11 protein-coding genes and 2 pseudogenes are annotated in these 13,001 nt (G+C 62.0%); 7 read left to right on the top strand and 6 right to left on the bottom strand.

Translation table 11 applies throughout. The features are described from left to right. Nucleotides 1–124: 124 nt before the first annotated feature. Both MF410_RS28050 and MF410_RS28045 read right to left on the bottom strand, forming a co-directional pair. A complete protein-coding gene (locus MF410_RS28050) occupies nucleotides 125–1,351 on the bottom strand; it encodes a YbfB/YjiJ family MFS transporter (protein WP_131711452.1) in 1,227 nt (408 codons plus the stop codon). Between the two features lie 146 nt (nucleotides 1,352–1,497). Further along, nucleotides 1,498–2,583: a nitronate monooxygenase family protein gene (locus MF410_RS28045; RefSeq protein WP_131711451.1), complete on the bottom strand. Its 1,086-nt coding sequence runs from the start codon at nucleotides 2,581–2,583 to the stop codon at nucleotides 1,498–1,500. 288 nt (nucleotides 2,584–2,871) lie between these two features. Here MF410_RS28045 and MF410_RS28040 point away from each other — a divergent pair, with 288 nt between their 5' ends. The 6 genes from MF410_RS28040 to MF410_RS28015 all read left to right on the top strand — a co-directional run bounded on the left by MF410_RS28040 (nucleotide 2,872) and on the right by MF410_RS28015 (nucleotide 8,124). After that, on the top strand, nucleotides 2,872–3,597 hold the full coding sequence (locus MF410_RS28040) for an SDR family oxidoreductase (RefSeq protein ID WP_131711450.1): 726 nt from the start codon (nucleotides 2,872–2,874) through the stop codon (nucleotides 3,595–3,597). Next, on the top strand, nucleotides 3,591–4,097 hold the full coding sequence (locus tag MF410_RS28035) for a RidA family protein (RefSeq protein ID WP_131711449.1): 507 nt from the start codon (nucleotides 3,591–3,593) through the stop codon (nucleotides 4,095–4,097). Before MF410_RS28040 ends, MF410_RS28035 begins: the two co-directional genes overlap by 7 nt. Next, complete coding sequence (locus MF410_RS28030; RefSeq protein ID WP_222135055.1) at nucleotides 4,094–5,083, top strand: enoyl-CoA hydratase/isomerase family protein; 990 nt, start codon at nucleotides 4,094–4,096, stop codon at nucleotides 5,081–5,083. Before MF410_RS28035 ends, MF410_RS28030 begins: the two co-directional genes overlap by 4 nt. An 86-nt stretch (nucleotides 5,084–5,169) precedes the next feature. Next, nucleotides 5,170–5,718, top strand: coding sequence for a hypothetical protein (locus MF410_RS28025; RefSeq protein WP_131711448.1), 549 nt, complete (start codon nucleotides 5,170–5,172; stop codon nucleotides 5,716–5,718). 15 nt (nucleotides 5,719–5,733) lie between these two features. Continuing rightward, nucleotides 5,734–6,369 carry an isochorismatase family cysteine hydrolase gene (locus MF410_RS28020; protein WP_131711447.1) on the top strand — a complete coding sequence of 212 codons (636 nt, stop codon included), beginning with the start codon at nucleotides 5,734–5,736 and terminating at the stop codon, nucleotides 6,367–6,369. A gap of 207 nt (nucleotides 6,370–6,576) precedes the next feature. Continuing rightward, entirely contained in the window at nucleotides 6,577–8,124 is a 1,548-nt protein-coding gene (locus tag MF410_RS28015; RefSeq protein ID WP_131711446.1) for an aldehyde dehydrogenase (NADP(+)), read from the top strand. Between the two features lie 53 nt (nucleotides 8,125–8,177). Here the strand turns inward: MF410_RS28015 and MF410_RS28010 are convergent, their stop codons facing one another. The 4 genes and pseudogenes from MF410_RS28010 to MF410_RS27995 all read right to left on the bottom strand — a co-directional run bounded on the left by MF410_RS28010 (nucleotide 8,178) and on the right by MF410_RS27995 (nucleotide 12,019). Next, on the bottom strand, nucleotides 8,178–8,771 hold the full coding sequence (locus tag MF410_RS28010; protein ID WP_222135053.1) for an NADPH-dependent FMN reductase: 594 nt from the start codon (nucleotides 8,769–8,771) through the stop codon (nucleotides 8,178–8,180). Nucleotides 8,772–8,821: 50 nt separating this feature from the next. After that, entirely contained in the window at nucleotides 8,822–9,850 is a 1,029-nt protein-coding gene (locus MF410_RS28005; protein ID WP_131711445.1) for a D-cysteine desulfhydrase family protein, read from the bottom strand. A 35-nt stretch (nucleotides 9,851–9,885) separates the two neighbouring features. Next, on the bottom strand, nucleotides 9,886–10,695 hold the full coding sequence (locus tag MF410_RS28000; RefSeq protein WP_131711444.1) for an SDR family oxidoreductase: 810 nt from the start codon (nucleotides 10,693–10,695) through the stop codon (nucleotides 9,886–9,888). Nucleotides 10,696–10,732: 37 nt separating this feature from the next. Continuing rightward, nucleotides 10,733–12,019 (bottom strand): annotated as a pseudogene (locus MF410_RS27995) (epoxide hydrolase family protein). Nucleotides 12,020–12,222: 203 nt separating this feature from the next. On the opposite strand from MF410_RS27995, the pseudogene MF410_RS27990 reads away from it, so the two are divergent. Then, nucleotides 12,223–12,892, top strand: a pseudogene (locus MF410_RS27990) (VOC family protein). Nucleotides 12,893–13,001: the final 109 nt, after the last annotated feature.

The raw sequence follows: 13,001 nt of genomic DNA, 5'->3' as shown, positions 1-13,001 counted from the left end.
GGTCTTATCTCTTGATCAGGGCAGCATGCGCAATCGATACCAACCCTTCAATTGTACGATGGTGTCGAGCATAAATTTGGAGATACGCGACGATCGCGCCGGAGAAGATAGAAGCGCGTGACTTTCAAGTGGGACGGACCGAGCGCCCTACAGTCCTCGCATTCCGCTCGCTTGGAAACAGCAGGATCATCGCAACATAGATCGCGGCGCCGACTACGAGCGCGATGCTGGCGACGGCAAGCGCGAGATCGAACCCGACGTCTACATTCACCACATGCCTCATGATCACTCCTACGGCAGGCGGCCCCATGATCTGTCCGATCGCGAACACCGCCGTCAGCAGTCCCATGTAACGCGCGTGGTGGCTCGATCTGATCCGCCTAACTTCGTTCATGGCGAAGAAGCTGATCGCAGTGAACGGCAGCCCTACGAGAACGCTGCTGAGGGCAAGACCGAAAGCGTCCTGCCAGATAACCGACAGCCCCACCCCGACCGCCTGCACGAGGTATGCGGCAATCAGATGGAGCCGCACGTCGGCGCTATGCGGAACGCGCGCCGCCAGCAGCGATCCCACGACTGCCGCGACCCCGAAAAGCGGCCAGAAGACGGTGAGCAAGGGTGAACCAGGAATGCTGTTCTTCGCGATCACCGGAAGATAGGTCGCCGTGACGATGTAGCCGAAGCCGGCCAGCCCGTATGCGATCGCAAAAAGAGGCATTTCCGATTTCGGCACCTTGCCGGAGGCGCGCGTCGGCGCCCCCACCGAATAGGCGTCGGATGGCTTCGCGCTCTCGCTAAAGGTCTTCCAGATGATCCCGCTGATCGTGGCGGAGATCGCGGCGAATATCAGCCAGGCGGTGTGGCCGGACAGCCCGAGAATGCTCATCCCGCTGGCGGCCAGCCCGGACACGGCGATGCCTGCACCGGGTCCCGTGAATATGGCGCTTCCGATCGAGCTGCCAGTTCCCGAAAGCTGGGCGAGACACCAACCGGAGGTGAAGACCAATCCGATCGCCGAAGCGACGCCCGCCAAGAACCGAAGAGCGACCCAGGCCTCGGCATAGGGCGCAAGCATCAGAGCCGTAAGCAGAACCGTGGCCACCAGTGTCAGGCGTATGACGAAGGTATGGTCCCACCTCTTGGGTACTGCCATCGCCGCCAATGCACCGACCAGGTAGCCGACGTAGTTGGCAGTCGCGAGTCTTCCGGCTCGCGAAAGATCAAGGACGCCGTCGTGTAGCATCATCGGCAGAATTGGAGTGAATGCGAACCGACCGACGCCCATGGCGATGGCGAGGGACGCCGATCCAGCGAGCACGACCACATATGGGCTGGGGCTGTGTTTAGACATGACGCTGTCCTTTGTTCGATTGGAGATATGTCGCCACGAATTCGCGCGACGGCTGCTCCCCTTCAGGTAGATTGGTCGAGGTCTGGGTGAACCGTCAGTCTGCGGCAGGCTGTCTGCCGGGATCCGGAAGGATCTGCGGGATGCCGTCAGGTAGGACTGCGGCGTGCGATAACGTCCAATGCGGACTGGTAGAGCTTTCGCGTCAATTCCTCGGCACCAACTTTTATAGCAAGACGGGAGGCCTGCCCCGACCAGAGGTTCGTGAAATCGTTCCTCGACTCCGCCTCGGCTTTTGCTCTGATGGGAACGAGAGCTCCTCCAGCAGTTGGAAATGCAGGCACGGCATCTGAGATTGGACCTAGATCGCGCATCAGACGGTTTACGATGCCTCTCGCTGGACGGCCGGTAAAAACGTTCGTTATCGCGGTGCTGTCGTCTCGGGCCGAAGCCAGCGCCTCTGCCTGAACTGCGGGAATTCTCGCCTCAGGGCAGAACAGATAGGCTGTCCCGACCTGGACGGCGGAAGCTCCGAGCATCAGGGCGGCGGCGACACCTCTCCCGTCGGCGATCCCGCCGGCGGCGATGACCGGCACCCGCACCGCGTCGACCACCTGGGGCAGGAGCGCCAAGATTCCAACCTGTGTCGTCATGTCCTGGCTCAAAAAATTCCCGCGATGTCCGCCGGCTTCGAAACCCATGGCGATGACTGCGTCGACGCCGTATTTTTCGAGCCAGACGGCCTCGGCCACGGTCGTGGCAGATGATATGATCTTCGCGCCTGTCGCCTTCACACGCTCGACGAGTGACTTTTCGGGCAGCCCGAAATGAAAGCTCACGATCTGCGGTTTCAACTCCTCGACCACCTCGCAAAACGAAGAGTCGAATGGTGCACGGCCCGCCGCGGCGATCGGCGCGGCGGGGTCAATTCCTTCGTCTACGAAGTAGGGCGCGAGCAGAGCTCTCCATCGCATCTGCGCTGCCAGATCTTCGGCGGGGGTTACATGTGAAAAGAAGTTCACGTTCACAGGCGCGTGGGTAGCGCCGCGGATCTCATGGAGGGCCTGACGCAGCCCCTCGACGTTTAACTGAGCGCTTGGCAGAGACCCCAGACCGCCGGCCTTGGCTGCGGCGACGACCATTTCGACCGTCGTGGCTCCGGCCATCGGCGCCTGGATGATGGGAAGCTCGATTCCAAACAGGTCGAGAATTCGGCGATCCGGCCAGCGGGTCATGTGGACTCCTTGTCATGCGTGACGTTGCAACGCTGATACCTTCGGCCACGACCCGCGTCTATTGGACCTTGATGTCCTGAAGAGCGACCCAATCCGAAGGTATCGGGAACACCTTGGTACAATATCGGGTCCCGATTTTCGGCGCGATTGTCGTGGCAGAGCGGACGACGGCGCGACCGCCGGGAAGCTCCCGGCCGATCGCTGGATCAACGCATCACACGAGGAACAAAGCGACCGACCGCCACCTGGCGGACGAAGGGTACCCGCGTCGCCACAACGGAGGCAGGCATGAGCGTGCATAAGACTGTTATCATCACAGGCGCGTCGCAAGGGATTGGAGCCGGACTCGTCAAGAGGTTCCTGGACAAGGGCTGGAACGTCGTCGGAACCTCTCGGAACATCAGCGAGAGCACGCTTTTCGACCGTGCGGGGCGACTGGAACTGATCAGCGGCGACGTCGCGGATCCCAAAACCGCCGAGCGGGCGGCGGCGGCGGCGATTGAGCAGTTCGGCTCGATCGACGCACTCGTGAACAATGCCGGAGTGTTCTTCACCAAACCGTTCCTCGAATACACTATTGACGATTTCCGGCGCCTGTGCGCGACGAACGTCGAGGGATTCCTCCATTTCACGCAGCGCGCGATCGGACAAATGCTGCGCCAGAAGTCCGGCGGGAGCGTCGTGACGATCACGTCGTCGCTGACGGACCATCCGATTGCCGGCGTGACCGCGTCACTTCCTATGGCTACCAAGGGCGGCCTCAACGCCGTCACGAAGAGCCTGGCGCTGGAGTTCGCCAAGGACAACATCCGCGTCAACGCCCTGTCTCCGGGGGTGGTCGACACTCCTCTCCATGCGAAAAACCCGCGGTCCTTCCTCGAATCCTTGTCGCCGATGGGGACTATCACGGCGGTTCAGGAGATCGTCGACGGCGTTGTCTATCTGACGGAATCCTCCAACATCACCGGGGAGGTGCTGCACGTCGACAACGGCGCACATCTGGGCAAATGGTAGTCGCGAGCGCTGAGGCGCGCATCAAGGAACTGGCGATAAGCCTCCCGAAGGCGCCCACGCCATTCGGCGCGTATGTCGAAGCGTTCCAAAGCGGCTCGCTGCTTTTCCTAAGCGGCATGCTACCGGTCGCCGGACATTTGCCACTCTATACGGGCCTCGTCGGCCGCGAGCTGTCCGTCGCCGAAGGCTACGACGCGGCGCGAGCGGCCTGCCTTAGTGGTCTAGCCGCCGCGCTGTCGCAGCTAGGAACGCTGGACAGGATCCGATCGGTCGCCAAGCTGGGAGTTTACATCGCCTGCCCCGCCGATTTCCATGAACACCCCAAAGTCGCCGATGGAGCGTCAGAGCTGTTGCTCGACGTATTCGGTCCCGCCCGGCTCCCTCCCCGTGTCGTCCTCGGCGTTTCCAGCATACCGCTTGGAATGCCCGTCGAGGTCGAACTGGTCTTCGAGATCGGGCCAGCGTTCGCCTCACAAACTCAAGAACGGAGCCAAGTATGAAGTTCAGACAACCAACCAGGACAAGCGCCATCGCGATGTCGTCGAAAGCCCTTACCGCTGCGGCGCTACTGCTGCTTCCAGCGCTCGCCCTTTCCGGTCAGACGAAGGTCGCCGAGAAAGTGGATCGTGCTGCAGAGGTCAAGGCCGACCCAGGTCGGGAACATGCACAGATCAAGGTGGACAAGCGGACGCCCGCCTACTGGCGCGTCACCTTCGACAACCCGCCCTTCAACATCTTCGGACCGGAGACGATCCCTCAGATGGAGAAAGTGGTGGCCGAAATCGAGAGCGATCCTAATCTTCGAGTCGTCGTCTTCGACAGCGCTGTGCCGGGGTTCTTCCTCACCCACTACAACTTTACGCCGCCTCTCGCCGAATCCACCAGGCTCCCTTCTGGCCCGACCGGTTTGCACCCCCTGCCCGACATGCTGGTCCGTATCAGCAAGTCGCCAGTCGTCTCGATCGCGCTGATCCGCGGCCGCGCGACGGGGGTCGGAAGCGAGCTTGCTCTCGCCAGCGACATGCGCTTCGCGAGCCGTCAGAAAGCAATTCTCTCTCAGTGGGAGGTCGGCGCGGCACTCGTCCCCGGCGGCGGCCCGATGGCAAGGCTGCCGCGGCTGATGGGGCGCGGTCGAGCGCTGGAGGTCCTGCTTGGCTCCGACGACATCAATGGCGATCTCGCTGAGAAGTACGGATACGTTAATCGCGCCTTCGACGACGACAAGCTCGATCCGTTCGTGGACGCTCTCGCCACCCGGATCTCTGGCTTCGACCGCCAGGCGATCGCCGACACCAAACGCCTGGTCGACTTCGCGAGCCTTCCGAGCGACCCAGAGATCGCCGCAGGCTGGGACGCGTTCATTACGTCGGTCCAGCGTCCGGCGGCGCAGAAGAACATCGGACGCCTGATGGACATGGGCCTGCAGAAGGACCCGGACATCGAGGCCAGGCTCGGACACTACACGCAAACTCTGGCCGACGAGTAGGCCGAGGCGGTGCCCGCGCAAGGAACTCGGCAGGTCGCGCGGGCATCAACATCCTTCAACGCACTCAACGACAAAGGAGAAGTCTCATGCACAGCCTTGAAAACCAGATCGTCGATTCCAGCTTTTCGGCCATCATCAACGCCCCGATCGAGAAGATCGATATTCCGACATGGTGTTTTAACCTGCCCGAAAAGGAATACCAGGGATGCTCGCCTGCCCACATCGCAGCGGGCTTCACGACAGCGGACGACGGCACGCGGATGTCGATAAATGTCGAGACAATCGGCGGCAGTCTGATGGTCCAGCATTACCACGAAACAATCGGCGAAAAGGATCATCTCATCCTCGACTCCGATTCCGACGTCTTTACGCCGAACGGCCGGGTCACCATCCACGTCACCTGGGAACTGAGTGTGAAGAAGCTCGATGCGAACCGCTGCGAATTCACCAACCGCGTCCAATCCTATGCGACCGACGAGATGATGGCCTTCCTTGATCGCCAGGGCATCCCGTTCGAACTCTTCCGCACGCAGCGACAGCCGATGTCGATTGCTCACAACAAGGGCGAGACGCCGCTGTTTGCGGCGAGCATTGAGCGCGCGGCCCTGAAGAACTCGGCCACGAAAGCGGCTTAGCCGAAGGAAAACATCATGACAGAACTTTCCTTTGATCGGGACAACACTGGCCTGCTGGTGGTCGACCCCTACAACGACTTCATCTCGGAGGGCGGCAAGATTTGGCCCCGGATCAAGGAGGTCGCCGAGGCAAACAACTGCGTGCCGCACATGCTCGAAGTGCTAACCGCCGCCCGCGAAGCCAAGCTCCGGGTCTTTTTCGCGATGCATCATCGCTATCGGGTCGGAGACTACGAGAACTGGAAGTATGTGGCGCCGATCCAGCGTGCGGCCTGGCACCGCAAGAGCTTCGAGTTCGGCACGTGGGGCGGTGAGTTTAGAGCCGAGTTCGTGCCCGTGGCCGGCGAGGTCGTCGCATCGGAGCATTGGTGCTCGAGCGGCTTTGCCAACACCGATCTCGATCTCGAGCTGAAGCGGCATGGCATCCAGCGTGTCATCGTGATCGGATTGGTGGCCCACACCTGCATCGAAGCAACCGTCCGGTACGCCGCCGAACTTGGCTACGACGTGACCGTCGTTAAGGATGCGGTCGCCGACTATTCGCCGGAAATGATGCATGCGGCACTGGAGGTCAATCTGCCCAGCTATGCCAGCGCCATCATCGACACCAAGGAAACCGTGGCGGCGATCGCCCTCACCCAGGTGGCGTAGGCAGCCATTTTACGGGCTACTTGCATTCGGGAGGCATCAAGCTTGCCGGATGCAGCTCCATTTGAAAAGTAATACTATTTGCATGCCGAGGTTGGCAGGCCTCGCGTCGACGCCTATTTGAGGTCAAAGCCAACTGCCAAAGGTTCGCGTCGAGCCTCCCACATGAGTGGAGGACAGTATTGGCTCTTCGTTTCGAAAGGATCCACAATGACACTCTCAAGCGACCTCCTCATCGGCGGCGCGAGCATGCGCGGCGCGGCCGCGACATTCTCCGCGACCAACCCAGCCAACGGCAGCTCCATGGTGCCGAGCTTTGCGGGCGCGACCAGGGAGCAGGTCGAGCAGGCCGCGTCTTTGGCTTGGGACGCCTTCCCGGTCTACAAGGAAACATCGCTCGATGATCGGGCTCGCTTCCTGGAAGCGATCGCGGAAGGAATTCTAGCCATCGGGGATGAACTTGTCCTACGAGCAATCGACGAGACGGGACTGCCGCGCGGCCGCATCGAAGGAGAGCGTGCCCGAACGGTCGGACAGCTTCGGCTCTTCGCGAAGGAAGTCCGCGACGGCGTTTTCCAGGAACTGCGTTTCGATCCCGCCGACGCCGACCGCAAGCCGGTGGCGAAGCCTGATCTTCGGCTCCGCAACATCGCTCTCGGACCGGTCGTAGTGTTTGGGGCGTCGAACTTCCCCCTAGCCTTTTCCGTCGCTGGCGGCGACACTGCCTCCGCCCTCGCCGCCGGCTGTCCGGTGATCGTCAAGGCCCACTCCGCCCATCCCGGAACCTCTGCACTGGTTGGCAGGGCCGTCGTCGACGCCGTCGCGGCATGCGGGCTCCCGTCGGGGACTTTCGCGCTGTTGTTCGACGCAGGATTCGAGGTCGGCCAGACCCTGGTCGCCGACCACCGGGTACGCGCAGTTGGTTTCACCGGCTCGCGCCGCGGCGGCACCGCGTTGATGAAGATCGCGTCGGAGCGGAAGCAGCCGATACCCGTCTACGCCGAAATGAGCAGCATCAACCCCGTCATCCTCTATCCAAATGCACTGCTGGGCCGGGGCGCGGAAATCGGGAGATCGTTCGCGGCTTCGCTGACCCTCGGCGCCGGTCAATTCTGCACGAATCCTGGGCTGATCATCGCCATCGAGGGAGCGGGCCTCGACGCTTTCATCGAGAGCGCAGCGGAGGCGTTGGCCGAAGCGCCGGCTCAGACCATGCTCACAGGCGGCATCTACGAGGCGTATCGAAAGGGCGTGGCAAGGCTGTTGTCTTCACCGTCCGTCTCACACGTCTCTGCGGGGAAAAACGGAACGGCTCATCAAGCGTCCGCCGCGCTTTTCGAGACGACGGCGGCTGCCTTTCTCGCCAATCCAGAGCTCGAGGAAGAGGTGTTCGGCGCGGCGGGGCTGATCGTTCGTTGCCACGACGACGACGACCTCCGTAAAGTGGTCGAATCCTTAGAAGGACAGTTGACGATCGCGCTACACGTGGATGCCAAGGACGTCGATGCGGCCTCGCAGATGATCCCCCAGTTGGAACTTCTCGCCGGCCGGCTCCTCGTCAACGGCTTCGGGACGGGCGTCGAAGTCTCCCCGGCGATGGTCCATGGTGGACCTTATCCGGCGACGTCGGACGGAAGATCGACGTCGGTGGGTACATTGGCGATCTATCGTTTCCTGCGACCCGTCTCCTACCAGGACTTTCCGGTCGACCTGCTTCCTGCCCCTCTCAAGGACGGTCGGTCCGCCCCTCGCGTGTAGAAGATAAAAACGGAGCGGGACGGCTCACGCCCCCGCTCCTTGTCCGGCAAGGGTTAGACCTCTGAAGCCTTCGCAGCCATCGTGGCCTTCGCCCACCACACCAGCTCGTCGAGCGCAGTCTTCGCCGATGGCAGGAGATTGGCTTCGATTTCTTCGATCGGCTTGTTGCCGCCCATCGAGAAAACGGTGAAGAAGTCGCTGCCGCCAATATGAACGGCCGCATGGGTCGAAACCATCTGCAGCTCTACGCCGATGCCGCGAAGATGCTCGAGAGCACGCGACCCGCCCGCGGTGCCGTAGGCGATCGCAGTGAACGGCTTGCGCGCCCATTCCACATAGGACTGGTCGAGGGCGTTCATCAGCACGCCGGTGATCGAGCGATTGTATTCAGCGACAACGAAGATGTACCCGTCGTAGCGGGCGACGGTGTGCTGCCAACGAACGGCTTCGGCACTCTGGCTGGGTGCGTAGGCGTTCGACGCCACCTCGTCGAAGAACGGCAGGGGATGGTCACGCAGATCGACGATTTCGACGTCGATATCGTCGCGGGCCTGAGCCTGCTTCAGTATCCACTGTGCGGGCTTGTCGGCGAAACGGGTCGGCCGGGTGGAGCCGATGATGATGGCGATCTTTGGTTTCGTAGGCATGGCGTTCCTAATTTTATGTCGGTTGATGATAATGACCCTCTGGGAGAGGATCAGTCGCTACTCAGGGCGTCTGCATAGGCATAAAGCCCAGGAGAACCTCCCGTCATGACGAACAGGACGTTGGATCCTGGCGCGATGACTTCGTTTTCGATATCGGACAGCAGGCCGGCAAAGGCTTTCGCTCCGTAGACGGGATCCAGAAGCAGACCTTCAGAGCGGCCGACGAGCCTGATCGCATCAATCATTTCGGACGTCGGCATGCCGTAGCCGCCACCAAGCTGCGCGCCGTCTATCGCCAGCTCCTCCGCTCGAATGCGGTTTTTCTTCCCGAGGAGGTCGAGGACCGCATTGACCTTCTCCACCGTCGCGGCGACGCATTTCTCCGCTGGCGAGAGCACGGTGTATGCTTTGATCCTGGAAGGATTTTTTCCGACCAGGGCATCTCCCACGGCCAGACCGGCGTGCATGCCGCCGCTACCGTTCGGGATGACGACGTGGTCGAACGCGATGCCGATCTCAGTCGATTGCGCTGCGATTTCGAATGCGCAGTCGACGTAACCCAGAGCTCCGACCGGCGTCGAACCGCCAAGCGTGCCCACGAAAGCCTTCCCTCCGGCCGCGGCGATCTCCGACGCGCGGGCCGTGGCGAACGCGCTCGCATCATCGCCCGTGCCGAGGAGGTGTACGCGGGCGCCAAAGATCCAGTCCAACAAGACGTTGCCGTTGGCCTGGTAGATCTCGGTCCCGCGGGGCACCATTTGAGCCAGAACGACCTCGCATGCCAGTCCGGTTCTGGCGCAGGCGGCCGCGGCCAGACGGGCGAAATTTGACTGCACGCCGCCGGTTACGACGAGGGTATCGCAGCCTTTCGACCGGGCCTCGCCGATCAGGAATTCAAGCTTGCGGAGCTTGTTGCCCCCACCCCCGAGTTCCATCAGATCGTCTCTCTTCGCCCAGATCGAGACGCCTCTTCGGCTCTCGCCGAGCACTTGCTCCAGACGATCCAGCCGCTGGATCGGCGTCGGTCCCTTCACCAGGCGTACGCGCGAAAACCGGTTCAAAAGGTCCCAGTCGGACATCTTTGCCTCGCTTCTTGAGTGTTGTCGCACGGGTGTCAGGACGCCAGTGCCGACGTCCGGTAGCGCGGGGCGGGAACGTTGCGAGAGAGGTTCGGCATCAGCTTTTGACGAGCCGCCTCATATGAGTTCCAGTCGGCGATGTCAGGAACCGAGGGAAGAGTGATCAGCTCGCCCATGTCGAGACCGGCGAGTGCCGCATCGACGGCGTCTTCCGCCTTCATGACGATCTGGTCGGGAAGACGGTCGAGCGAGCCCCCCGACGCTTCCCAGAACGGAGTCTCCACCGCGCCGGGAAGGACTGCCTGGATTCGAATATTCTTTTCGGCCAGCTCCTTCTGCAGCGAGAAAGTCAGGGCGATGACGAACGCCTTCGTCGCGCCGTAGACGCCGTTGAGGATCTCAGGCGCGATCCCCAATGCGGAAGCCATGTTGACGATCGTGCCGTGCTCGCGGGCCACGAACGACGGCGCGACGGCATAGACAAGACGGGTCAGGGCCGTGACGTTCAGCTTGATCATCCGCTCCATCGCCTCGACGTCGGACATCAGGAGAGGCTCGACGGCCCCGACCCCGGCGTTGTTGATGAGCATGGTGATCGACGGGTCGCTCCGAAGGATTCCCTCGACCTTGAGAAGATCGTCTCTCTCGCCGAGATTCGCGCGAACCGTTTTCACGCTGCGGCCTGTCGCCTGCGCGATGTCCTTTGCAACCCTTGTGAGCGAATCCTGACTACGCGCCACGAGTATGAGGTCGTAGCCGCGTCGCGCCAGCCTGTCGGCATAGAGCGCACCGATGCCGGACGACGCGCCGGTGATGAGGGCCGTGCCCGTTGGGAAGTTCGTCATGGAAGTTATCCTTGCTAGAGTGAAAAACCGTGGGCTGTCAGCGTAGCGTCCTGAACGCGGCCCGAAGCTCAGATGCGAAAAGGTCCGGTTGCTCCCAAGCCGTGAAATGGCCGCCCTTGTCGACTTTGTTGTAGTAGATGAGGTTGTGGTACGCCTTCTCCGCCCAGCTCTTCGGAACCTGGTAGATCTCGCCGGGAAACACCGTGATCGCGGCCGGAATCTTGATGTCGACGGCGTTGAAGTTGTTGGCGTTGTTCTCCCAGTAGAGCCGCGCGCCCGACGTGGCGGTCCCTGTGAACCAGTAGCGGGAGATGTCGTCGAGCATCTCGTCCTTTGTCAGAGACTTCTCCGGATCGCCGCCGCTGTAGGTCCAATCGGCGAACTTGTCCTAGTACCAGGCGGCGAGACCGACGGGTGAATCGGTCAAGGCATAGCCCAACGTCTGCGGCCGCGTTATCATCATGAGGGCATAGCCGGCGCCCTTTGTGTAGAGCGCATTCATCTGTTCGTCGGCGGCCTTTTCGTCCTCGGAAAGACCGACCGGCGCCGGTTTGCCGTCGGCGAGTGCCTTCGCAATGTCCGGAGGAACGGTGGCAGGCATGTTGGTATGGATGCCGAGCGGTCCTTCAGGCGCCTGGGCGGCCATCTTGTCGGATACGACAGCGCCCCAGTCGCCACCTTGCGAAACGTATCGATCATAGCCGAGCCGCTTCATCAGCACGTGCCATGCGCGCCCGATGCGGTCCGGTCCCCACCCGGGATCACTCGGCACCTCCGAGAAACCGTAGCCGGGCATCGACGGTATAACGACGTGGAAGGCGTCCTGCGCCGCGCCACCGTGCGCGGTCGGATCTGTCAGCGGCCCAATGGTCTTGATGAGTTCGAGCACAGATCCCGGCCAACCATGTGTCATGATTAGCGGCAACGCGTCCGGGTGTTTGGACTTGACGTGAATGAAGTGAATGTCGAGACCGTCGATCCTGGTCATGAACTGCGCATGCGCGTTGAGCTTCTTTTCGCCCCTCCGCCAGTCGTATTCCGCGCCCCAGTACTCAACGAGCGGCTTTAGCTTTTGAAGTTGCGCGCCTTGCGAACGGTCGGAAACCGTCTCCTTGCCAGGCCAACGTGTCGCACGCACACGGCGGCGCACCTCGTCGATCTCCTTCTGCGGTATAGCGCATTTGAACGAACGAATTCCATCTTCTGCCGTCGTCGCCCGGACGGGCTTCGGCAGGATGCTGAGGGCCGCGGTCGCGGCCGTGACTGCACGCAGTTCCCGCCGCGTCGGGGACAGTGCGGTTGCCGTTTCTACTGCTGCTCTCATGACGTCCTCCATTGAAACTGAGTGGTTTGATTGCGTCCTAGGGATCATCCTGCAGGGCTGCCGAAGATATTGTTCGAAGGTATCGGCGATACCAATGGATCGGTGCTCGCGCATCAACACCTTCGGACAATGGACATCGTGATCAGTGACGGCGCATCGTGCCCATCGCGGTGAAAATGACCGCGATTAACAGGGAGATCGAGATGGCTATCCAGGAACCCACCCCAACCAATTCCGTCAGCACGGATCACATCGACACGAAGCTCGAAGTCGTCGTCATTCCCGTGTCGGACGTCGATCGGGCCAAGTCCTTTTACACCGGCCTGGGCTGGAGAACTCGACGCCGACGTGTCGGGCAAAGAAGGCTTTCGCGTCGTGCAGGTGACCCCGCCGGGCTCGCCTTGCTCCGTAATCTTCGGATCGAATGTGACCGCCGCCGCACCCGGTTCCGCTCAGGGCCTCCACCTCGTCGTCACAGACATCGAGATGGCGCACGCGGCCCTTGCCTCCCGCGGCGCCGAGATGAGTGGCGTCTTTCACGACGCCGGCGGCGTCTTCCACCACAAGGGCGCCGACCAACGGCTGCCAGGACCACATCCGTCCCGGTCGAGCTACGGTTCTTTCGCCTCCTTCTCAGACCCCGACGGCAACGGCTGGCTGCTACAGGAGGTCACCGCGAGGCTTCCCGGTCGCATCGACGCCAAAGGCGTTGCGTTCGCATCCGCCGGCGACCTCGCACAGGCGCTGCGAAGGGTCGCTTCCGCTCATGGCGAGCATGAGAAGCGCGACGGCGGCAAGCACGACGACGCCTGGCCGGACTGGTACGCCGACTACCTGGTTAAGGAGCAGGCTGGCCAAACCCTACCGACGTGACCGCTTCAATCTTTCACTTCACGGCTTTCTGACCGCCCACCCCTCCGGGTCTGAAAGCCTGCGCCCCAGGCGATCCTCCCCGCCTGAGCGTCGCGCAAGAACGCCGGTC

The organism is Rhizobium sp. C104 (assembly GCF_022354505.1).
In the GTDB taxonomy this organism is placed as follows: domain Bacteria; phylum Pseudomonadota; class Alphaproteobacteria; order Rhizobiales; family Rhizobiaceae; genus Rhizobium; species Rhizobium redzepovicii.
Note: the sequence above shows the minus strand (reverse complement) of the source record. Positions and strands in the feature narration are given on the sequence as shown.